Source organism: Pseudomonas sp. D1HM, assembly GCF_019266105.1.
Classification (GTDB): domain Bacteria; phylum Pseudomonadota; class Gammaproteobacteria; order Pseudomonadales; family Pseudomonadaceae; genus Aquipseudomonas; species Aquipseudomonas taetrolens.
The window spans coordinates 152,028-173,140 of the sequence record NZ_LRMN01000008.1 but is presented as its reverse complement, the minus strand read 5'-3'; the positions used below and the strand labels follow the sequence as shown (position 1 = coordinate 173,140).

Annotated in this window: 18 protein-coding genes; 7 read left to right on the top strand and 11 right to left on the bottom strand. The window is 58.5% G+C overall.

Annotated features, from left to right (window positions below):
* Nucleotides 1–422: 422 nt before the first annotated feature.
* Together AWM69_RS12615 and hutC are read right to left on the bottom strand one after the other, a co-directional pair.
* Nucleotides 423–1,001, bottom strand: a complete 579-nt coding sequence (locus tag AWM69_RS12615; protein WP_131654753.1) for a HutD family protein — start codon at nucleotides 999–1,001, stop codon at nucleotides 423–425.
* Entirely contained in the window at nucleotides 998–1,708 is a 711-nt protein-coding gene (gene hutC, locus AWM69_RS12610; RefSeq protein WP_172601068.1) for a histidine utilization repressor, read from the bottom strand. Before hutC ends, AWM69_RS12615 begins: the two co-directional genes overlap by 4 nt.
* A 145-nt stretch (nucleotides 1,709–1,853) precedes the next feature.
* Here hutC and AWM69_RS12605 point away from each other — a divergent pair, with 145 nt between their 5' ends.
* Nucleotides 1,854–3,218: a formimidoylglutamate deiminase gene (locus AWM69_RS12605; RefSeq protein ID WP_218726997.1), complete on the top strand. Its 1,365-nt coding sequence runs from the start codon at nucleotides 1,854–1,856 to the stop codon at nucleotides 3,216–3,218.
* A gap of 183 nt (nucleotides 3,219–3,401) precedes the next feature.
* Here the strand turns inward: AWM69_RS12605 and AWM69_RS12600 are convergent, their stop codons facing one another.
* Nucleotides 3,402–5,339 (bottom strand): ATP-dependent DNA helicase RecQ, encoded by a 1,938-nt coding sequence (locus AWM69_RS12600; RefSeq protein WP_131654755.1) that lies wholly within the window; start codon nucleotides 5,337–5,339, stop codon nucleotides 3,402–3,404.
* Between the two features lie 37 nt (nucleotides 5,340–5,376).
* Nucleotides 5,377–5,655: a hypothetical protein gene (locus tag AWM69_RS22890; protein WP_256930316.1), complete on the bottom strand. Its 279-nt coding sequence runs from the start codon at nucleotides 5,653–5,655 to the stop codon at nucleotides 5,377–5,379.
* Nucleotides 5,656–5,879: 224 nt separating this feature from the next.
* Here AWM69_RS22890 and AWM69_RS12590 point away from each other — a divergent pair, with 224 nt between their 5' ends.
* Nucleotides 5,880–6,230 carry a DUF1493 family protein gene (locus tag AWM69_RS12590; protein ID WP_218727010.1) on the top strand — a complete coding sequence of 117 codons (351 nt, stop codon included), beginning with the start codon at nucleotides 5,880–5,882 and terminating at the stop codon, nucleotides 6,228–6,230.
* 65 nt (nucleotides 6,231–6,295) lie between these two features.
* On the opposite strand, the gene AWM69_RS12585 is transcribed toward AWM69_RS12590, so the two are convergent.
* The 3 genes from AWM69_RS12585 to AWM69_RS12575 all read right to left on the bottom strand — a co-directional run bounded on the left by AWM69_RS12585 (nucleotide 6,296) and on the right by AWM69_RS12575 (nucleotide 9,496).
* Nucleotides 6,296–7,837: a phosphoenolpyruvate carboxykinase gene (locus AWM69_RS12585; RefSeq protein ID WP_131654756.1), complete on the bottom strand. Its 1,542-nt coding sequence runs from the start codon at nucleotides 7,835–7,837 to the stop codon at nucleotides 6,296–6,298.
* Nucleotides 7,838–8,016: 179 nt separating this feature from the next.
* Nucleotides 8,017–8,919, bottom strand: a complete 903-nt coding sequence (gene hslO / locus AWM69_RS12580; RefSeq protein ID WP_131654757.1) for an Hsp33 family molecular chaperone HslO — start codon at nucleotides 8,917–8,919, stop codon at nucleotides 8,017–8,019.
* A gap of 169 nt (nucleotides 8,920–9,088) precedes the next feature.
* Entirely contained in the window at nucleotides 9,089–9,496 is a 408-nt protein-coding gene (locus AWM69_RS12575) for an RNA-binding S4 domain-containing protein (RefSeq protein ID WP_218726996.1), read from the bottom strand.
* Between the two features lie 263 nt (nucleotides 9,497–9,759).
* Here AWM69_RS12575 and AWM69_RS12570 point away from each other — a divergent pair, with 263 nt between their 5' ends.
* Nucleotides 9,760–10,209 carry an ATP-dependent zinc protease gene (locus tag AWM69_RS12570; protein WP_172601069.1) on the top strand — a complete coding sequence of 150 codons (450 nt, stop codon included), beginning with the start codon at nucleotides 9,760–9,762 and terminating at the stop codon, nucleotides 10,207–10,209.
* Nucleotides 10,206–11,111 (top strand): 30S ribosomal protein S6--L-glutamate ligase, encoded by a 906-nt coding sequence (rimK, locus tag AWM69_RS12565; protein ID WP_048384007.1) that lies wholly within the window; start codon nucleotides 10,206–10,208, stop codon nucleotides 11,109–11,111. The genes AWM69_RS12570 and rimK overlap by 4 nt, the downstream gene beginning before the upstream one ends.
* A 115-nt stretch (nucleotides 11,112–11,226) precedes the next feature.
* Here the strand turns inward: rimK and AWM69_RS12560 are convergent, their stop codons facing one another.
* On the bottom strand, nucleotides 11,227–12,540 hold the full coding sequence (locus tag AWM69_RS12560) for an ATP-binding protein (protein ID WP_131654759.1): 1,314 nt from the start codon (nucleotides 12,538–12,540) through the stop codon (nucleotides 11,227–11,229).
* A gap of 113 nt (nucleotides 12,541–12,653) precedes the next feature.
* Entirely contained in the window at nucleotides 12,654–13,394 is a 741-nt protein-coding gene (gene ompR, locus AWM69_RS12555) for a two-component system response regulator OmpR (RefSeq protein ID WP_048384004.1), read from the bottom strand.
* Between the two features lie 358 nt (nucleotides 13,395–13,752).
* On the opposite strand from ompR, the gene AWM69_RS12550 reads away from it, so the two are divergent.
* The 3 genes from AWM69_RS12550 to gshA all read left to right on the top strand — a co-directional run bounded on the left by AWM69_RS12550 (nucleotide 13,753) and on the right by gshA (nucleotide 18,240).
* Complete coding sequence (locus tag AWM69_RS12550) at nucleotides 13,753–16,074, top strand: Tex family protein (protein WP_218726994.1); 2,322 nt, start codon at nucleotides 13,753–13,755, stop codon at nucleotides 16,072–16,074.
* On the top strand, nucleotides 16,074–16,457 hold the full coding sequence (locus AWM69_RS12545; RefSeq protein WP_048384002.1) for a PaaI family thioesterase: 384 nt from the start codon (nucleotides 16,074–16,076) through the stop codon (nucleotides 16,455–16,457). Before AWM69_RS12550 ends, AWM69_RS12545 begins: the two co-directional genes overlap by 1 nt.
* A 199-nt stretch (nucleotides 16,458–16,656) precedes the next feature.
* Complete coding sequence (gshA, locus tag AWM69_RS12540) at nucleotides 16,657–18,240, top strand: glutamate--cysteine ligase (protein ID WP_131654761.1); 1,584 nt, start codon at nucleotides 16,657–16,659, stop codon at nucleotides 18,238–18,240.
* Between the two features lie 224 nt (nucleotides 18,241–18,464).
* Here gshA and argA read toward each other — a convergent pair whose 3' ends face one another.
* Together argA and argE are read right to left on the bottom strand one after the other, a co-directional pair.
* Complete coding sequence (gene argA / locus AWM69_RS12535) at nucleotides 18,465–19,763, bottom strand: amino-acid N-acetyltransferase (RefSeq protein ID WP_131654762.1); 1,299 nt, start codon at nucleotides 19,761–19,763, stop codon at nucleotides 18,465–18,467.
* A 135-nt stretch (nucleotides 19,764–19,898) separates the two neighbouring features.
* The gene (gene argE, locus AWM69_RS12530; RefSeq protein ID WP_131654763.1) at nucleotides 19,899–21,053 is read right to left on the bottom strand and encodes an acetylornithine deacetylase; all 1,155 of its coding nucleotides are present in this window, start codon (nucleotides 21,051–21,053) and stop codon (nucleotides 19,899–19,901) included.
* Nucleotides 21,054–21,113: the final 60 nt, after the last annotated feature.

Genomic DNA, 21,113 nt, shown 5'->3' with positions numbered 1-21,113 from the left:
TTTCACCGTCACGGTGGCGGGTGAACGCAGCAGGCGATTTTGGGGTAGTTGAAGTCACGGGTAACTCCTCAGCGATGGGCAGATGCGTCAGGCAAAAATGGGCAGACGCACACTTATGTACTTGTACATACAAGCATATGCAAGTTAACGGCCAACGTGATGAATCCGTCAATGAAAATATTGAAAGCCCCGTAAATACGGGCTTTAAACGAGGCGGGGCATTTCTGGGAGAGGACGCGTAAAACGCATAGTTGTTACTTGATGCGTCTTTTTGGGGCGTTCGGTAACAGGCTGGGGAACAGATCAATCATCTGATCCACACCTGCAGACGCAGCGTGCTCGCGATCAGATCGATGAGGTGTATCAGACAGATCGGATCGCCTGCAGGAGCAAGCTCGCCCCTGCAGTTTCAGTGCAGAGGTTTAGATCGCGCTCAACTCGATCAAGCAACAACGACCCGTGACCGTGATGTCCAGCAATTCAGGGTTACCGTTGAGCTGCAGGCAATCGTAGCGTCCCAGCTGTTCGCGATGGGTGTTACCCAGCTGCGCATAGACCTGTTCGCCGGCACTGAAAATCAGCACCGTATGGGCCGAACTGAACAACGTCTGTGGCGTGGCAGCGTCCAGCCATTGCAACCGTGCCCTGTAACGGTCAGGGGCATAGATCAGGTTGAAGTCGCGAATCGGTCCATCCGTGAGCGTGCAGTTGACTGCACTTTCACCCTTGAAGGCGAAAGCGTCGAACGGCAACAGTGGCCGGGTCCGTTGACCATCAACGTCCAGGCTCATGCCCGCACCTTGAAGCACGCTGATCACGCGCTGATAACCGTCAAAACGGGAAAACCCGCCTGACTCGCCGATATCTGCAATCGACAGACGCCAGCCAAAGCCTTCAAGGCCTTCGCCGGCATCGCGGGTGATTTCTTCGGTACTGCCGCCGCCATTTTTCCAGGGCATGCGCGGGTAATCGGCGGCGCGTAACACTTTCAGCTCGTTCATTTACTGAAACGTCCTTCGAGACGATGACGGGAACCGGGGTGAATCAGGCGGGCAGCCGTCACGGGCTGGCGACCTGACCATGTACGACGGCGTATCAGCAAGCATGGCTCGCTGGGCTCGATTTGCAGCAGCTTGCACTCTTGCGGGTCAGCGAGAATCGCTTCAACCACGTGCTCGCCTTCTGTCAGCGGAGCGACCTGGGACAAATAGGCGTAAGGCGTTTGCAGGGTGAAATCTTGCTTGAGGTAGTCCGGTGCCACCTGGGCATTCACGAAACGGTCCTCAATTTGCACGGCAATCCCGTTTTCGTAATGGACGATCAACGAGTGAAAGACCTTCTGCCCTTCGCGCATATCGAGTACGGCGGCACGTTCGGAGCCTGCAGTTTCTTCGCCCAGGGTAATGACCTTGCAGCTGTGCTGATGGCCGCGTGCAGCGATTTCATCGGCGATATTGTTGACTTCAAACAACGCCGATTGGGTTTTGGGTTCAGCTACGAACGTACCGACACCCTGCATGCGGACCAACAAGCCGTCGGCGGTCATCTCACGCAGCGCACGGTTAATGGTCATGCGGCTGAAACCCAACTGGCTGACCAGTTCGCTTTCAGAAGGCACGCGGTAATGCGGCGGCCAGTTACCACTCTGAATTTGTTGAGTGATCATCTGCTTTACTCGGGCGTAAAGCGGGGCCGGGCTGTCGCCCATGTGGGCGGCCAGCGGGGACACGACAGGCGGAGTCGACACAGGCAATCCTTGTTCATGAGTTAGGAGACGTAGCTTGCCGGAGTTTACCGGGCAGGCAAACGTCTGTATATGTATATACAAATAACAAACCATGGGGTCTGAACCGATGTCCGTCTTTTTTGCTGAGCGTGCACTCTTACCGACAGGCTGGGCTACCAATGTCCGTATTGAGGTCAGCGCCGAAGGCTATCTGACTCACATTCATGCCAATGCCGACGCACACGGCGCCGAACGTCTCAACGGGCCTCTGCTGCCGGGCATGCCGAATCTGCATTCCCATGCGTTCCAGCGTGCAATGGCCGGTTTGGCTGAAGTGGCCGGCAACCCGAATGACAGCTTCTGGACCTGGCGCGACCTGATGTATCGGCTGGTGGGTAAAATCAGCCCCGAGCAGCTCGGCGTCATCGCCCGCCAGTTGTATATCGAGATGCTCAAGGCCGGTTACACCTCGGTCGCGGAGTTCCATTACGTGCATCACGATACCGCCGGGCAGCCCTATGCCAATCCGGCGGAGCTGGCGCTGCGCATCAGCGAAGCCGCACGTTCGACAGGCATCGGCCTGACCTTGCTGCCAGTGCTCTACAGCCATGCAGGTTTTGGCGGCCAGACCCCGAATGAAGGTCAGCGGCGCTTTATCAACAGCACCGAGCAGTACCTGACACTGCAACAGCAACTCAAGCCGCTGCTGGCGCAACACCCGATGCAACAGTTGGGTCTGTGTTTCCACTCGCTGCGCGCCGTCACCCCGGAACAAATCCAGCAGGTCTTGCACGCCAGCGATTCGACCTGCCCGGTGCACATCCACATTGCCGAACAGCAGAAGGAAGTCGACGACTGCCTGGGCTGGAGCGGCAAACGCCCCATCCAGTGGCTGTATGACAATGTTGATGTCGATGCACGCTGGTGCCTGGTACACGCCACCCATGCCAACGCTGACGAAGTCCGTTTGATGGCGCAAAGCCAGGCCGTAGCCGGGCTGTGCCTGACCACCGAAGCCAACCTGGGAGACGGTATTTTCCCGGCCGTGGATTACCTCGCCCAAGGAGGCCGTCTGGGCATCGGCTCGGACAGCCATGTCTCGTTAAGCGTGGTCGAAGAGCTGCGGTGGCTGGAGTATGGCCAGCGCTTGCGTGATCAGCGCCGTAACCGGTTGTATCGCAGCGATCAGCCAATGGTGGGCCGAACCCTGTACGACGCAGCCCTGGCCGGTGGTGCACAAGCGATGGGCCAACCGGTTGCCGGCCTGGCCGTTGGCCAGCGCGCCGACTGGCTGGTGCTTGACGGTAATGACCCGTACCTGGCCACGGCTCAGGACGACGCCATTCTCAATCGCTGGCTGTTTGCCGGCGGCGACCGTCAGGTACGCGATGTGCTGGTAAACGGCCAATGGGTGGTTCGCGATGGCCGCCACGCCGATGAAGAAGCCAGTTGCCGCGATTTCACCCGGGTGCTGCGCGAGCTGTTGGGCTAGCCAATACCCGCCCGTGTAGCCGCCGCAGGGGCTACACGGGCGGAATCCGTAGAGGTGGCGCATCCAATGGACAGGTAAACCGGGCTTTACGACTGCTGCGCAGCCGGACGTAGCCTCGCTGATCTCGGCAACTGCTACGATCTGTAGTCGCAAAGCTCCGGTGCTTGACCGGCAACAGAGTATCTACAGAGAAAGCAGTTCTTTCGCAGCCCATTCGCGGACATCGGCATATGGATAGTTTTCCAAAGCCGCAAATCCCGGAATGGCTCGTGCCTTCATTTTGGTAAACAACGGCACACTGATTCCGCACAGAAAACGTGTCAGGCGTTCCGCCGGGGGATAACTTCCGACGAACGCCTGATGCCTGTGGATAAAATCACCGCACAGCGCCGCAACGTTTTTATCCACAAGCGGCAACAGCGCAGGAGGCTCAGGCAACTGTGCAACCTGACCCGCGCACACCGAACAATGCCCGCATAGCTGCGGCGCCTGCTCGTCACCAAAATACTGCGCCAGACGATAGCTCAGGCAGGTATCACTGGCGAATAACGCCAGCATTGCATGGATACGCACGATCTCGCCGTGCTCATGGGCCGTGAAGTAACGGTGCAGCTCCTGACTCAGTGCTTGCGGATCGAAGTCACTCACCAGCACGCTGTAGACCTCTGTCATTTGCTTGCTTTCAAGCTCGATCCAGCCCTTCTCCTGGAAGTAATCCAGCGCTTTGACGACCCGATTGCGGTCGGCCTGGTGCTGCGCGTACAACGCGTCGAAATTGACCGTGGCCCAGGTTCGGGCGCGGCTGGAGGTCTGGATGATCGCTGAAACAAACTGCTGGCGCTCACCCTCGAACCTGGCCAGCAAGGCTTCAGGGTCAATCAGGAACTTGAAGCGGTATTCGGCAAAGTAGGCATAACGCGGCGCAATCAGGCCCCGTAATTCCAGCTGCACCAACAAGGTTTTGAGCGGCAACTGACGAATATTGCTCTGATCGGACAAAGGCAACAGCATGAATTCCCACTGCCCTTCGGGAATCGCTGCCCGCAGTTCATCGAGCACACAGCGGATACCTTGCAGCTCAGGCGTATCGCCGTACACAAAGTTTTCCAACACGTTGAGACTGTCACGATTGGCAAGCACCAGACACTCGGATGGCTGGCCATCGCGCCCGGCCCGGCCAATTTCCTGACTGTAGTTTTCAATCGACTTGGGCAAGTCGAAATGCACCACATTACGGATATCGCTTTTATCGATCCCCATGCCAAATGCAATGGTCGCCACGATGCAATTCAATTGCCCGCTCATGAACTGGCGCTGAATGCCTTCACGCTGATCATGAGGCAACCCGGCGTGATAAGCATTGGCGCTGATGCCGTGCTGGTTCAGGTGATAGGCAATCTGCTCGGCGGTCTTTTGCAAGGTGACATACACAATGCTCGGCTGGCCGCTGCGTTCGCCCATCCACTGCACCAGACGCTCACGCTTGGCGGCACCGGAGACGGGTTCGACCCACAGATCGAGATTGGCGCGATAGAAACCGGTGGTGACGACGTCCGATTCAGCAATCGAGAACTTGGCCTGCATGTCCGCAATCACATTCGGCGTCGCGGTCGCCGTCAGCAACAAGGCTTGCGGGATGTTGAACTGGCGCTGGTAGTCGGGGAGCTTCAAGTAATCCGGTCGGAAGTTATGCCCCCATTCGGAGATACAGTGCGCTTCGTCCACCACCAGCAATGAAATCGGTACTTGCTGCAAAAAGTTACGGAAGCGCTCGTTCTTCAGGCGCTCGACCGAAATCATCAGAATCTTCAATTCGCCCGCTTTGGCCCGCGCCATCACCGCGCTGGCGTCTTCCCGGCTTTGGGCCGAATCAATACTGGCCGCGGCAATCCCGTGGCGTTGCAAAAATGCCAATTGATCCTGCATCAACGCCAGCAGGGGCGACACCACCAGTGTCAGGTGCGGCAAGAGCAGCGCAGGTAGTTGGTAACACAAAGACTTGCCCGACCCCGTCGGAAAAATCGCCGCCGCCGAACGCCCGTCCAGCACGGCACTGATCGCCGCTTCTTGCCCGGCACGAAACTGGGGATAGCCGAAAACCTGTTCCAGGGTGTTATGCATCACTGTCACTCCATTGACCGCTGCAAAGCGCAAAACTTTATCGCGAGATATACAGTCGATCGAGAAAAGGTCGGGGGCAAATTGAGAGGGGATGATACAGGGTCAGGCGGGATGCCTCGAATGCAGACGAAAACCTCAACGAAGGCGTTTTTTTTGCTGCTTTGCAGGCGCCATTGTCATCACGTCGACCAACATCAAGCACCAGAACCACCCAGCGATTATCGAGATCTCCCCCGCTTTCACGGTAGGTGCCCCTGGGGTCTTTTTTCAGATCGGTTACAGAGGCAGCGACTTTAGCGAGCATGGCAAATGTCATGATATGACCTCATGGCTGTGCATGAGGGGTGACTCATTCCTTATGCGTGTAAATCTTCTGAGTCAGAATGCCTCGATGCCAGAGGTTGAATGCAGGCGTTCAATAAAACTCACCCTCTGGGAATCAGCTAACCAGCACCGAAAGCAGCACCATCAAAAGAATTTTCAAAGACACCTTTAAAAGCACACTTAACATCAAGTAAACCGCCTTACGGACCTTCCATGATGAAACTCGCCGCCGACCTCCCTGACACCCACACCCTGCGCGAGCTGATGCAGTTGCTGCATGAAGAAATCGGCCTGCCGGAGCACAAAACCATCAGCCTGAGGACATCGATCAACGGGGACTTGGGCTGCAATGGCTCGGATGCCCAACACCTGATGGAAACACTTGAGGAACGATTCGGGCTGGAGCTGGCCGATTACGATGCGTACCGTTATTTTCAGCCCGCGGGCAATGACCCGCACTTCAAGCGCAGCGCCAAAGGCCGGGGCGACAAGGTGCCGCTGACCATCGGTATGCTCTATGCAGCCGTCCAGCGCGGCCAATGGGATACGCAAATCCTGGAAGGCTAAATCGCAGACACAAAAAAACCGCTTTTCAGGCGGTTTTTTTGTGGATCAACGCACTGACCGAATGCTTACGCCTTCGGGCCGGCAGCCTTGATCGCGTCGCTGACGTCGAACTTCTTGAAGTTCTCAGTGAACAGGCCAGCCAATGCTTTGGCAGCTTCGTCATAGGCAGCGGTGTCAGCCCACGTGTTGCGTGGGTTGAGCAGAACAGTGTCGACGCCCGGAACGGCCAACGGCACGTCGAGGTTGATGGTGTCAAGGTGCTCGGTTTCGGCGCCAACCAGAACACCGCTCTGGATCGCTGCAATCACCGCACGGGTAGTCGGGATGTTGAAACGCTTGCCAACGCCGTAGCCACCGCCGGTCCAGCCGGTGTTGACCAGGTAAACCTTGGAGCCGAAGCCGCGGATGCGCTTGATCAGCAGCTCAGCGTATTCGCCAGCCGGACGCGGGAAGAACGGTGCGCCGAAGCAGGTGGAGAATGTCGATTTGATGCCGCTGCCCGAACCCATTTCAGTCGAGCCCACCAGTGCGGTGTAGCCAGACAGGAAGTGGTAAGCCGCTTGCTCTTCGCTGAGGATCGACACCGGTGGCAGGACGCCAGTCAGGTCGCAGGTCAGGAAGATCACAGCGTTTGGCTCGCCGCCCAGGTTCTTCTCGGAACGCTTGGCAACGTGCTCCAGCGGGTAGGCCGCACGGCTGTTCTGGGTCAGGCTGACATCGGCGTAGTCGGCGTGCTTGGCCTCGTCGATTACAACGTTTTCCAGGACCGCACCGTGCTTGATGGCTTTCCAGATGACCGGCTCGTTCTTCTCGGACAGGTCGATGCACTTGGCATAGCAACCGCCTTCGATGTTGAACACCACGCCTTCGCCCCAGCCGTGTTCGTCATCACCGATCAGGTAACGGCTTTCATCAGCGGACAGGGTGGTTTTACCGGTGCCGGACAGGCCGAAGAACAGGGTCACGTCGCCTTCTTCACCAATGTTGGCGGCGCAGTGCATCGGCAGTACGTCGACAGCAGGCAACAGGAAGTTCTGCACCGAGAACATGGCTTTTTTCATTTCACCGGCGTAACGCATGCCGGCGATCAGCACTTTTTTCTGGGCAAAGTTGAGGATCACACAACCGTCAGAGTTGGTGCCGTCACGCTCAGGCACGCACTCGAAGTTGGCCACATTGAGCACTTGCCACTCGTCACGACCGGCCGGGTTGAACTGAGCCGGGTTGATGAACAGGCAACGACCGAACAGGTTCTGCCAGGCAGTCTGGGTGGTCATTTTCACGGCCAGGTAGTGGTCTTCGGAAGCACCTACATGCACGTGGGAAACGAAATGCTCTTGCGCGTTGTTGAAAGCCTCAACGCGATCCCACAGGGCATCGAACTTGTCAGCCGGGAACTTGCGGTTGATCGGGCCCCAGGCAATGGCAGCCTGAGTGGTCGGCTCTTCAACAATGAAACGGTCAGCCGGTGAACGGCCGGTACGGTGTCCGGTTTTGACAACCAGTGCGCCAGTGTCGGCAAGCTCGCCTTCACCACGGCTCAGGGCTTCTTTGACCAGATCGTCGATGCTCAGATCGGTGTACACGGCGTTATTAGCTTGCGTCATTAGGTTCCCCGTCGGCCATTGGCCGATTGCGCCAAACGTTTTGTAGTAGAAAAAGTTGCACTACTACCGCGAAAAAAGTGGGCCGGATTATGCCAGAAAAGCCCAAAAAGAGTAGGCCCCACCTGTCAGAACCGCGTAAGAACGGGCTTTGACAGGTGTTTTACCTGCGCTGAAACGTTTTAGTGATGAGTCTCAGAAGGCGAGTCAACCCCGGCACCGGCAAACAATTGATCAACGTCTGCAGCATCGAACAGGTAACGCTCGTTACAGAATTGGCAGTCAATTTCGAGGTGGCCGCCGTGCTCACTGACCACTTTTTGGGCATCTTCCAGGCCCAGGCTGGTCAATGCATTGCCGGAACGCTCACGCGAGCAGCTGCACTTGAACTCAATGGCCTGGCCGTCAAACAGACGTACGGTTTCTTCGTGATAGAGGCGATGCAAAATAGTTTCGTTATCCAGCCCCAGCAACTCTTCGGCCTTGAGCGTATCGCCCAGCATGAGCAACTTGCTCCAGCTGTCGGCACGTTCGTCTTCGTCTTCAATGACGTCGGCAGGCAGTTGCTGCAAGAACATGCCTCGAGCACGCTGCCCATCAGCGACCAGCCAGAAACGGGTCGGCACTTGCTCGGACATCACAAAATAGTTGGTGAAGCAATCTGCCAGCGTGGTGCCATTCAGGTCCACGATGCCCTGGTAGCGCTTGCCCACGGTCGGGTCAATGGTAATGGCCAGCACGCCGTTGGGCAGCAGGTCTGCCAGGGTGGCATCTGCCGCGATCTTGTCCGCATCAAAACGTGCCAGACCGCGTATTTCACGCTCACTGGTGCACTCGATCATCAACAGGGGCACCGGGCCTTCAGAGCGAGCCTGCAGGCTGAGCAAGCCGTCAATTTTCTGGTTGCCCACCAGCAACGCAGCCGCCGCCATCAGTTCGCCCAACAGCTGTTGAACCGGCTGTGGGTAATCGTGTTTGGCCAACACTTCGGCGTAGCTCTGCTCCAGCGAAGCCAACTCGCCGCGGGCATCATTGCTGTCGAACATGAAGCGTTGTGTAGCATCTGTTTTGTGTAGATCGGACATAAGAATAGAGTTCTGAATGGGTGACAAAATGTGTTCAAGTCTAACAAAGCATGGGATCAAACGCTGAAAGCGCGAGCAGCCCGCAGACTAATAAACCCTATATGGCGCCGTACACAGGCGGTTACAAGGCATATGGGCACAGACTCGACGTACGGCCTTCCGGGTTTGCTCACGCCTCACTGCTGGTGTCATGGAACTGGTGCAATTGGCGACGTTGTTTCTTGGTCGGTTTGCCGTCCGTACTGATTCCCATCGCGCCCGCCTTGCGCATGGCGGCTGCGTTTTCACGCTTGAGGATACTTTGCTCGGTTTCGGCGTACAGCAACTGGGCTTGCGGAGCACCGCCCCGCACCGTAGACAGCGCTTTGACTTCGACGGTGCGCTCTTCAAGCCCGACGCGAATTTGCAGCTCATCGCCCACGCGCGGCTCCTTGCCCGGCTTGCAACGCTCGCCGCGACAGTGAACCTTGCCGCTCTCGATCGCTGCTTTGGCCAAGGCCCGGGTTTTATAAAAACGGGCCGCCCATAGCCACTTGTCCAGCCGGATCTTGTCGTCCTCTGCCTGCTTCTGCGCCATTTGCCGTCCTCTTCTTTCAAATAGTCGGAACTGTACTACCACTTCTGATGATCCAAGGAATCAAACCAGCCGATAGAATGCCCAGCACGGGAGTAGCCTACACGTAGATAACTGTCGCCATTTGCCGGATATTCTGCGTGAATACCGCTGAAGGCATTCCAGCCCTCGCCGATGATTGACCTGCAGGGTTTCTCCTGCTGCCCGGATACGTTAAACGCTGGTTATTTATATTGAAGACTTTTGACCATTTGACCGTTGTCGGTCTGCGCGAGTGGGTGGCGCTTCCCGATCTGGGAGTCGCAGGCCTGCGGGCGAAAATCGACACCGGTGCCAGTACCTCCAGCCTGCACGCTACCGAAATCGAGCCATTCGAGCGCGACGGTGTGAAATGGGTTCGTTTCAATGCCCATCTGGGCACCTTGGTCCAGTTGCGTCACCGCCACTGCGAAGCGCCGCTGGTTGCGATGAAAACCATTAAAAGCTCCAACGGCCATGCGCAGGTGCGCTATGTGATTCGCACGGGCCTGGCACTGGGTGATCGCGTCTGGGAGGTCGAATTCACCCTCGCCTGCCGAAAATCCATGCGTTATCGCCTGCTACTGGGCTCCAAAGCCCTGGTCCACGGTCAATTGGTCGTTAACCCGGGGCTCAAATACGTACAAGACAAGCCGGTATTTCCGGTCACTACTACCTCTGCCACAGGTGTTGCATGAAGATCGCTGTGCTGTCGCGTAACCCGCGTCTGTATTCCACTCGTCGTCTGGTTGAGGCCGGGACCGAACGAGGCCATGAAATGGTAGTGATCGATACCCTGCGCGCCTATATGAACATTGCCAGTCATAAGCCGCAGATCCACTATCGCGGCAAGCCGATCGAAGGCTTTGACGCGGTGATCCCGCGCATTGGCGCTTCGGTCACGTTTTATGGCTGCGCGGTCTTGCGCCAGTTCGAAATGATGGGGGTCTTCCCGCTCAACGAGTCGGTAGCCATTGCCCGTTCGCGGGACAAATTGCGCTCGCTGCAACTGCTGTCACGCCGCGGCCTGGGCTTGCCGGTCACCGGATTTGCCCACTCGCCGGATGACATCCCCGACTTGATCGAGATGGTCAACGGTGCCCCGCTGGTGATCAAGGTACTGGAAGGAACACAAGGCATCGGTGTGGTGCTGTGCGAAACCGCCACCGCTGCCGAGTCGGTGATCGAGGCCTTCATGGGCCTCAAGCAAAACATCATGGTGCAGGAATACATCAAGGAAGCCGGCGGCGCCGATATTCGCTGCTTTGTCGTGGGTGACAAGGTCATCGCAGCCATGAAGCGCCAGGCCAAGCCGGGGGAGTTCCGCTCCAACCTGCATCGGGGTGGCAGCGCCAGCCTGATCAAAATCACGCCCGAAGAGCGCATGACCGCGATCCGTGCTGCCAAGGTCATGGGATTGAGTGTGGCGGGGGTTGATATCCTGCGCTCCAACCACGGCCCTCTGGTGCTGGAGGTCAACTCATCGCCAGGGCTGGAAGGTATCGAAACAACCACGGGCAAGGACGTGGCCGGGATCATCATTGAGCATCTCGAGAAAAACAGCGGCCCGAACATGACCCGCACCAAAGGCAAAGGTTAAACACTGATGTAGCCGCTGCCGCAGGCGGCGATAAGGGCCGAAGGACCTTAAACAACAGGGTCGCTGCGTACCCCATCGCGGCCCTTCGGCAGCGGCTACAGAATGCCCGTCGAGGCTATACCGCGCCTCGTGGAAGCATCAGCCCCAGAGGCAAGCGCACCCGTGCTTCGAGACCTCCACCCGCACGGTTACGCAACTCGACATTGCCGCCGTGCATGGAGGCGATACGCTTGACGATTGCAAGACCCAACCCTGTGCCCTTGCCGCCTCGTGCCCGATCACCGCGAATGAACGGATTGAAGATGTCTTCGAGTTCGGCAGGATCAATCCCCATGCCGCGGTCCATGACACTCAACACCACATAGGGAGCGCTGGTGTCTCCAGATACATAAGCCGCCACTTCAACATCTTCGCCCGCATGGTGCAGGGCATTGCCGATCAGGTTATTGAGCAGGCGCTTCATTGACACCCTGCGCAGCGGAAACGGCTGAATGGGCTGCAGCCGCAAGCGCACTTTGTCTTCATTCTGGTTGTAAGGCGCCACCACTTCACGGATCAGTTCACACAGGTCGACTTCTTCGACCGGCTCATCGCGGCCATCTCGAATAAATGCCAGAAACTGGTCAAGGATTGCGTCCATGTCTTCAATGTCGCGCACCATGTCGTCTGTCAGGTCGCTGTGGTTGCCCATCAACTCCAGAGACAGCCGCAAGCGCGTCAGCGGGGTTCGCAGGTCATGGGACACGCCCGCCAGCATCAGCTCGCGCTCACGCCCCGCCTGCTCGACATCTTCAGCCATTTGGTTGAATGCACTGTAGACCTCGGTCATTTCGCTGGGCGTGTCGCTGATCGGCAAGCGCACACTGCGCCCCTGCCCCAACTGACGTGCGGCATAGACCAGGCGTTTCAATGGCTGGTTGAGCTGGCTGACGAAAATCCACGCAGAGGCGGTGGACAACAAGCCGATGGCCAGGAACCACCCCAGCACACTCCAGATCTTCTGCCCCCGCAACGGATGCGGGTACAGCGGGACTTTCAGCCATCCATCGCCCAGGCTAGGTGCCCGCACCCACAACGCAGGCGGCGCATGCACCCGCAGCCGGACCTCGGTGTCAGCCCCCAGCTCAGCCTGCATCTGACGCTGGTAAATTTCACTGTAAGGCCAGTGTTGCTCGCCCTCGGGCACACCGCCCCCCACGACACGGATCAAACCGGCCGCATCGGCAATCTTGTTGCGGTCTTCTTCATCCGCAGCCCAGTAAGCCCGCAGGGTCAGCGCCACGCCGTGGCTGTATTGGCGATCAACCAGCACGTCCTCGTTCATCAACAGATAAACCAGCGTCAGCGCCTTGGAAAACAGGACAACGATCAGGACCAGCCAGAGGGTGCGGGAGAAAAAACTTTGGGGAAACCAGAGAGGGGTTTTCATAGACAGCTGCTTTTACACTTTGCAGGAGCGAGTTCGGAGACCCGCAAAAAGTTGGATCGCGAGCCACGCTGGCGCTGGAACACGCTGCGTGGCTCGCTCCTACAAATGATCAATCACTTGGCGGCATTGCCATCCGGCACGAACACATAACCGACGCCCCAGACAGTCTGGATATAGCGCGGCTTGGAAGGATCGGGTTCGATCATGCGGCGCAAGCGGGAAATCTGAACGTCGATTGAACGCTCCAGAGCATCCCATTCGCGACCACGCGCCAGGTTCATCAGCTTGTCGCGAGTCAACGGCTCGCGGGCATGCATGACCAGGGCTTTGAGCACCGCGAACTCACCGGTGGTGAGCATGTGAACTTCATCGCCACGCTTGAGTTCACGGGTTGCCAGCGACAATTCGTAATCACCGAAGGTGACGCTTTCGTCTTCGCTGCCCGGTGCACCCGGCACCGGAGCCGATTGACGGCGCAACACCGCACGCACCCGCGCCATCAGCTCATCAGGGTTGAACGGTTTGGCCAGGTAGTCGTCGGCACCCAGTTCCAGCCCCTTGATACGGCTCAGCTCATCGCCCTTGGCGGTGAGCATGATGATCGGTACCCGATTGTTCGCTGCGCGCAGACGGCGGCAGGCTGACAGGCCGTCTTCACCAGGCAGCATCAGATCCAGCACCACAAGGTTGAACACCTCGCGTGCCAGCAAACGGTCCATTTGTTCAACGTTAGGCACAGCGCGGGCGCGATAGCCCTTGCTGACGAAGAAACGTTCCAGCAGGCTGCTCAGCCCGGGATCGTCATCAACGATGAGGATTTTTTCGCCTTCGGCAGTTTGTGCAGTGCTGCTCATTGGATGCTCCTTTGATCTCGGCGCGCATTATGGCTTAGCTGCTGTTATACGCATCGTGTGCATTGTTAGCAGATTTTTCCTTCACAACCAGCACCCGGATCATTGCGAGCACAGCGCGCTGTCCCCTGAATCCGGGAACGCTGGTTATAATGCGCCGCCTTTTGTGTCAGGCAATCTTGGATTTTTAATGATTGCGGCAGGATTTATTTTTTCAACGGACGCCGTAATTTTCTGATTTCGCGGGTCAACAGGCTGCCCTTTTGGCCCAGGTAGCGGTGCCTTCCAGGCCGCTCAACCAGCCTCGCAAGCCTTAAAGCCCGGGCGTGCGAGCCTGCATCACAATTTGTCAGGTGGATTTATGGACAGCATCAACAGCCGCATCGCCGAAGAACTTGGCGTGCGCCCGCAGCAGGTCGAAGCGGCCGTCGCTCTTCTGGATGAAGGCTCCACCGTACCCTTCATTTCTCGCTACCGTAAGGAAGTGACAGGCAGCCTGGATGACACCCAGTTACGTCATCTGGAAGAACGCCTGCGCTACCTGCGTGAACTCGACGAACGGCGTATCAGCATCCTTGCCAGCATCGAAGAGCAAGGCAAACTGACCCCCGAGCTGGCCCGCGACATCAAGCTCGCTGACACCAAGACCCGCCTCGAAGACTTGTATCTGCCGTACAAGCAAAAGCGCCGCACCAAGGGCCAGATCGCCCTGGAAGCCGGCCTCGGCGAGCTGGCTGACGGCCTGTTCAACGATGCTGGCCTGAGCCCTGAAACCGAAGCCGCCCGCTTTGTCGACGCCGAAAGAGGGGTCGCCGACGTCAAGGCTGCGCTCGATGGCGCCAAGTACATCCTCATGGAGCGCTTCGCTGAAGACGCTAGCCTGCTGGACAAGCTGCGCAGCTTCCTGAAGCAGGAAGCCACCCTCAGCGCCCGTGTGATCCCGGGCAAGGAAGAGGAAGGGGCCAAGTTCCGCGACTACTTCGAACATGACGAACCGCTCAAAAGCATGCCGTCGCACCGCGCACTGGCGATTTTCCGTGGCCGCAACGAAGGGATTCTCAGCTCCTCGCTCAAAGTGGGTGAAGAGCTGCCAGGCAGCATGCACCCCGGCGAGATGATGATCGCCGAACGCTTCGGCCTGCAGAATCAAAACCGCCCGGCAGACAAATGGCTGAGTGAAGTGGTGCGCTGGACCTGGAAGGTCAAGCTGTACACCCACCTCGAAACCGACTTGCTGGGTGAGCTGCGTGAAGCCGCAGAAACCGAAGCGATCAATGTGTTCGCCCACAACCTGCATGACTTGCTGCTGTCCGCTCCCGCGGGCCCGCGTGCAACCCTCGGCCTGGACCCGGGCCTGCGCACCGGCTGCAAGCTGGCCGTGGTCGATGCCACGGGCAAACTGCTCGAATACGCCACCGTCTACCCCCACGTACCGCACAACAAGTGGGACCAGACCATCGCCGTCATGGCCGCCCTGTGCGCCAAGCATTCGGTTGAGCTGATCGCCATCGGCAACGGCACCGCCAGCCGTGAAAGCGACAAACTGGTGGCCGATCTGGCCAAAAAATACCCGGCACTGAAAGTCACCAAAGTGATGGTTTCGGAAGCAGGTGCCTCGGTGTACTCGGCGTCGGAACTGGCCGCCAAGGAATTTCCCGATCTGGACGTATCGATCCGTGGCGCGGTGTCGATTGCTCGCCGCCTGCAAGATCCACTGGCCGAACTGGTGAAGATCGATCCGAAATCCATCGGCGTCGGCCAATACCAGCACGACGTGTCCCAGCTCAAGCTGGCACGCGGGCTGGACGCGGTGGTTGAAGACTGCGTGAACGCCGTGGGCGTGGACGTGAACACGGCGTCAGTCGCGCTGCTGGCCCGTATTTCCGGGCTCAATGCCACACTGGCACAAAACATCGTCAATCATCGCGATGAAAACGGCGCGTTCAAAACCCGGGCTGCACTGAAGAAAGTCAGCCGTCTGGGAGAAAAAACCTTCGAGCAAGCCGCAGGCTTTTTGCGCGTGATGAATGGCGACAACCCTCTGGACAGCTCGGCCGTTCACCCGGAAGCCTATCCACTGGTCAAACGCATTGCTTCGGACACCGAGCGCGACATTCGCTCGCTGATCGGTGACGCCAGCTTCCTCAAGCGCCTTGACCCCAAGAAATTCACCGATGAAACCTTCGGCCTGCCGACGGTCACCGACATCCTGCAAGAGCTGGAAAAGCCTGGTCGCGACCCTCGCCCCGAGTTCAAAACGGCCGAATTCCAGGAAGGCGTTGAAGACCTCAAGGACCTGCAACTGGGGATGATTCTGGAAGGTGTCGTCACCAACGTGACCAACTTTGGAGCCTTCGTCGATATCGGCGTACACCAGGACGGTCTGGTGCACATCTCGGCCTTGTCCGAGAAGTTCATCAAAGACCCGCGTGAGGCCGTGAAAGCCGGTGATGTGGTCAAGGTCAAGGTCATGGAAATCGACATCCCGCGTAAACGCGTCGGCCTGTCGATGCGCATGAGCGACACCCCCGGCGAGAAAATCGACGGTGCTCGCGGCGCACGCCCTGGCTCGGCCCCACGCCAGCAAAACACGGCACCACGCAAAGAAAGCGTTGCCGCCGCGCCGAGCAATAATGCGATGGCTTCGCTGTTTGCCAACGCCAAACAGTTGAAGAAACGCTAATGTCGCTCCCCGATAGCCTGACCCAAAGTGCCTACAGCACGTTGATAGGTTGCCGCGTGCAGTCTGTGGAAAACGGCGTAGCGCACGTTGCGCTGAGCCTGGAACCCCAGCTGCGCAACCGCGCCGGCAAGCTGCACGGAGGTGCCCTGTTCAGCCTGGTTGATATCAGCATGGGCCTGGCGTGCTCCAGCTCCCACGGCTTCGACCAGCAGAGCGCCACTATCGAGTGCAAGATCAACTACATGCGGGCCGTGTCTGAAGGCGATGTGCTGTGCATCGCCAAAGTCATCCACCCCGGCAGACGCACGCTGGTGGTCGAAGCTGACGTGCTGCAAGGCGACAAGCTGGTCGCAAAAGCGCAAGGCACGTTCGCTGTGCTGTAGCGGTCCTTGGGTCATTTGAGTTAATTTCGGCACTGCAAATGCGGTGCTGAAATGCGCTCGGAGCGCCAAGGGCCGAATACAGGCATGCAACAACGTTTTACTTACCAACGCCAGGCGACCACGCCAGTTTCAACTTCACCCTTGTAGACCGTCCTGACCACCCCCATATTGGGGCGACTGACGCGTGAAGGAATCCAACTTGAGCCAACTTCTCAACCGCCGCCTGGCTCTGCTCAGCGAGCACACTCATCTCACCTTGCTGGGGCAATGCCTGCACGGTATCGAACGTGAATGCTTGCGCGTTACCGCGAATGCCCGTTTGGCGCAGACCCCGCACCCCGAAGAACTGGGCTCGGCCCTGACCAACGATCAGATCACCACCGACTATTCCGAGTCGCTGCTGGAGTTCATCACCCCGGCCCTGCCAGATCCGGCAGACACGCTGGCCAGCCTCGACAAGATTCATCGCTTTGCCTACAGCAAACTCGGCGACGAGTACCTGTGGAGCCCTTCGATGCCGTGCCCGTTGCCGGCCGAAGAAGATATCCCGATTGCCTACTACGGCACGTCCAATATCGGGCAGCTCAAGTACGTTTATCGCAAGGGCCTTGCGCTGCGTTACGGCAAGACCATGCAGTGCATCGCCGGGATCCATTACAACTTCTCGCTGCCAGAAGCGTTGTGGCCCGTACTCAAGCAGGCCGAAGGCTTTGTCGGCACAGACCGCGACTACCAGTCGAGCGCCTACATCGCGCTGATTCGTAACTTCCGCCGCTACAGCTGGCTGCTGATGTACCTGTTTGGCGCCTCGCCTGCACTGGATGCCGGCTTCCTGCGCGGCCGTGCACATCAGCTGGAACAGCTGGATGCCGAAACGCTTTACCTGCCGTATGCCACCAGCCTGCGCATGAGCGACCTGGGCTACCAGAGCAACGCCCAGGCCGGTTTGACGCCGTGTTACAACGACCTCGACAGTTACACCGACAGCCTGCGCAAAGCCGTCGCCACGCCTTATGCACCCTACGTCGAAATCGGTACGCACAAGGATGGCGAGTGGGTACAACTGAACACCAACATCCTGCAAATCGAAAACGAGTACTACTCCAACATCCGCCCCAAGCGCGTGACCTATACCGGCGAACGTCCGATCCAGGCCCTGGTGTCGCGTGGCGTGCAATACGTTGAAGTGCGTCTGCTCGACATCAACCCGTTCTTGCCCGTGGGCATTGATCTGCCGGAATCCCGCTTCCTGGACGCCTTCCTGCTGTATTGCGCGCTGGAAGAAAGCCCGCAATTCGACAGTTCGGCCTGTGGCAGCTGCACCTCGAACTTCTTGAGCGTGGTCAAGGAAGGTCGCCGTCCGGGCCTGCAATTGCAGCGCGACGGCCAAGCCGTCGACATGAAGGAATGGGCCACCGAGCTGATGGAACGCATCGCCCCACTGGCCGCTTTGCTCGATCAAAGCCACGGCAGCGACCTGCACAGCAAGGCGCTGAATGAGCAACTGAACAAGGTCAAGGACGTATCGCTGACCCCGTCAGCCAAAGTCCTGGCCAGCATGGTCGAACACAAGGAAAGCTTCGCCCAGTTCTCGATGCGCCAGAGCATGGCCCACGCCGAGTTCTTCCGCAGCGAACCGCTAAGCCCTGAAGACCAGGCCGCTTTCGAAGAAAAAGCCCGGCAGTCCTTGCTCGAACAAACCGAGACCGAACAAAAGGAAGAAGGCGACTTCGACCTGTTTGTAGCCTCGTACCAGGCGAGCATTCTGGCGATCAGTAACTGAGTGGTGGCCAGAGAAAGTGCCGTCTCCTGTACGAACTACGGGGAGCGTCATGCCTAGGCTTAAGGCCGTGATCGATGATCTGTGTTTGCAGGAGTTTTGAAGGACCGCAGACACACCACAACCCTGTAGGAGCGAGCTTGCTCGCGATGCAGACAACGCGGTTGGACTGACAAACCGCGTTGATCCTGTCGCGAGCACGCTCGCTCCTGCAGAAGGGTGTGGCTTTAAAGGGCTTTCTCGAAGATCTTCGAATTACGCTGGAAGTTGTACAGCGAGGCCCGCGCTGCTGGCAGGCGCTCCACGCTGCTTGGCTCAAAGCCGCGCTCACGGAACCAATGGGCGGTACGGGTCGTGAGGACGAACAAGGTCTTCAAGCCCTGCGCCCGCGCACGGTTTTCGATGCGCTCCAGCAGTTCATCGCCACGACGACCATGACGGTACTCAGGATTCACCGCCAGGCACGCCAGCTCACCCGCGTCCGAATCGGCAATCTGGTACAGCGCCGCACAGGCGATGATCATGCCTTCACGCTCAACCACGCTGAACTGTTCAATCTCGCGTTCCAGCACTTCCCGCGAGCGGCGCACCAGAATGCCCTGTTCTTCCAGCGGGCTGATCAGGTCGAGCAAGCCGCCAACGTCTTCAATCGCCGCTTCACGCGTCACTTCAAACTGCTCTTGCGCCACCAGCGTGCCGCCACCATTGCGGGTGAACAACTCGGTCAGCAGCGCGCCATCTTCGGCGTAGCTGACGATATGGCTGCGGGCCACGCCGCCACTGCACGCCTCGGCCGCAGCTTCGAGCAATTCAGCCTGATAATCGCTGCCCAGACGCCGCATGTGAGCCGGCACCTGCTGTGGGCGCAACTCACGCACCAATCGCCCTTGCTCATCGAGCAAACCCGATTCGGCGCCAAACAACAGCAGTTTGTCAGCGCCCAGGTCGATGGCCGCACGGGTGGCGACATCTTCACAGGCCAAATTGAAAATCTCGCCGGTCGGTGAGTAACCCAATGGCGAAAGCAGCACGATCGAACGCTCATCCAGCAAGCGATTGATGCCCTTGCGGTCAACCCGGCGCACTTCGCCAGTGTGGTGATAGTCCACGCCATCCAGCACCCCGATCGGGCGTGCGGTGACCAGGTTGCCGCTGGCGACACGCAAGCGCGAGCCCTGCATCGGCGAAGACGCCATGTCCATCGACAAGCGCGCTTCGATCGCTATGCGCAGTTGACCTACGGCGTCGATCACACATTCCAGGGTCGGTGCATCGGTGATGCGCATGCCCTTGTGGTAATGCGGCACCAGGCCCCGGGCTTCGAGGCGGCTTTCGATTTGCGGGCGCGAGCCGTGGACCAGCACTAACCGCACACCCAGACTGTGCAACAGCACCAGGTCGTGAACGATATTGCCAAAGTTGGAATGCGCCACGCCGTCGCCGGGGAGCATGACCACGAAGGTGCAGTCGCGGTGGGCGTTGATATAGGGAGACGCGTGACGCAGCCAGTTAACGTAATCGGGCATAACTAAAGCCTGTAAAAAATGAGCCGCCTAAAAAGGGCAAAAACAGCTAACGCACAACGGGCTGATAGTTATCGTCGAAACAGTCTTGGCGACACGCGTGCTCTCCTTGTGTGTACGGACCTGGGCATCGGCGATTTACTGCGCCGAAGGGGTCAGGCAATAGTGGGTGATCAGTTGGCTTAATAGACGCACTGTCGGCTGCAAACGTGACATTTCGAGGTATTCCCCCGGCTGATGCGCGCAGGCAATGTCGCCCGGGCCCAGCACCACGGTTTCGCAGCCAAGCTGCTGAAGATAAGGCGCTTCGGTGCCAAACGCTACTGCTTCGGCGCGATGCCCGGTGAGGCGCTCGGCGACACGCACCAACTCGGCATCGGCAGCCTGTTCGAACGGCGGCACACCGGCCGCAATCGGGGCAAAATCGATCTTTACCTGATGCCGCTCGGCCAAAGGCTGCAGCTTGCTGCGAATGATTGCACGCAACGCGTTCGGGTCCATCCCCGGCAAAGGCCGCAGGTCGAACTCCAGCGAACATTGGCCGCATATCCGGTTGGGATTATCGCCACCGTGGATGCAGCCGAAGTTCAGGGTCGGCTGCGGCACACTGAACTGGGGGTTGCGGTATTCGTGCAGCCATTGCTGACGCAGGCCTTTCAACTCGCTGATGGCATCATGCATGGCTTCCAGGGCGCTGTGGCCCAGGCTTGGATCGGACGAGTGGCCGCTGCGCCCCAAAATGTCGATACGCTCCATCATCACCCCCTTGTGCATGCGGATCGGCTTGAGCCCGGTGGGCTCGCCAATGACCGCCGCACGCCCCAACGGACGGCCTGCTTCAACCAGGGCCCTGGCGCCGGCCATGGAAGTTTCTTCGTCGCAGGTGGCAAGAATCAGCAGCGGTTGCTTGAAGGGTTGGTCGAGCAGCGGGCGAACGGCCTCGATGATCAGGGCGAAAAAACCTTTCATGTCGCAACTGCCCAGGCCAACCCAGCGATTATCGACTTCGGTCAACGTGAGCGGATCGGTCTGCCACAGGGCTTCATCGTAGGGCACGGTGTCGCTGTGACCTGCCAGCACCAGCCCGCCGGGCCCGCTGCCAAAACTGGCGAGCAAATTGAATTTGCCGGGATTGACCTGCTGGATATCGCAACTGAAACCCAATTCAGCGAGCCAAGTGGCCAGCAAGTCGATAACGGCACGATTGGATTGATCCAGATGGGCTTGGGTGCAACTGACCGACGGCGTGCCGATCAAGGCAGCGAATTGCTCTTTCAGGGAAGGTAAAGGCATGCGCTGACATCCTGTTAGCTGGGCAAGCCCCATCATAGAGCCATCTGTGCTGCAGAATAA

What these genes read in the sequence shown, in the direction of transcription:
- AWM69_RS12600 (WP_131654755.1), bottom strand. Translation starts at nt 5,339, where the DNA reads ATGCATAACACCCTGGAACAGGTTTTCGGCTATCCCCAGTTTCGTGCC.
- AWM69_RS12575 (WP_218726996.1), bottom strand. Translation starts at nt 9,496, where the DNA reads ATGGCGCAGAAGCAGGCAGAGGACGACAAGATCCGGCTGGACAAGTGG.
- hutC (WP_172601068.1), bottom strand. Translation starts at nt 1,708, where the DNA reads ATGGGCGACAGCCCGGCCCCGCTTTACGCCCGAGTAAAGCAGATGATC.
- argE (WP_131654763.1), bottom strand. Translation starts at nt 21,053, where the DNA reads ATGCCTTTACCTTCCCTGAAAGAGCAATTCGCTGCCTTGATCGGCACG.
- ompR (WP_048384004.1), bottom strand. Translation starts at nt 13,394, where the DNA reads ATGAGCAGCACTGCACAAACTGCCGAAGGCGAAAAAATCCTCATCGTT.
- AWM69_RS12550 (WP_218726994.1), top strand. Translation starts at nt 13,753, where the DNA reads ATGGACAGCATCAACAGCCGCATCGCCGAAGAACTTGGCGTGCGCCCG.
- AWM69_RS12615 (WP_131654753.1), bottom strand. Translation starts at nt 1,001, where the DNA reads ATGAACGAGCTGAAAGTGTTACGCGCCGCCGATTACCCGCGCATGCCC.
- AWM69_RS12585 (WP_131654756.1), bottom strand. Translation starts at nt 7,837, where the DNA reads ATGACGCAAGCTAATAACGCCGTGTACACCGATCTGAGCATCGACGAT.
- AWM69_RS12545 (WP_048384002.1), top strand. Translation starts at nt 16,074, where the DNA reads ATGTCGCTCCCCGATAGCCTGACCCAAAGTGCCTACAGCACGTTGATA.
- AWM69_RS12605 (WP_218726997.1), top strand. Translation starts at nt 1,854, where the DNA reads ATGTCCGTCTTTTTTGCTGAGCGTGCACTCTTACCGACAGGCTGGGCT.
- AWM69_RS12560 (WP_131654759.1), bottom strand. Translation starts at nt 12,540, where the DNA reads ATGAAAACCCCTCTCTGGTTTCCCCAAAGTTTTTTCTCCCGCACCCTC.
- argA (WP_131654762.1), bottom strand. Translation starts at nt 19,763, where the DNA reads ATGCCCGATTACGTTAACTGGCTGCGTCACGCGTCTCCCTATATCAAC.
- rimK (WP_048384007.1), top strand. Translation starts at nt 10,206, where the DNA reads ATGAAGATCGCTGTGCTGTCGCGTAACCCGCGTCTGTATTCCACTCGT.
- AWM69_RS22890 (WP_256930316.1), bottom strand. Translation starts at nt 5,655, where the DNA reads ATGACATTTGCCATGCTCGCTAAAGTCGCTGCCTCTGTAACCGATCTG.
- AWM69_RS12590 (WP_218727010.1), top strand. Translation starts at nt 5,880, where the DNA reads ATGAAACTCGCCGCCGACCTCCCTGACACCCACACCCTGCGCGAGCTG.
- hslO (WP_131654757.1), bottom strand. Translation starts at nt 8,919, where the DNA reads ATGTCCGATCTACACAAAACAGATGCTACACAACGCTTCATGTTCGAC.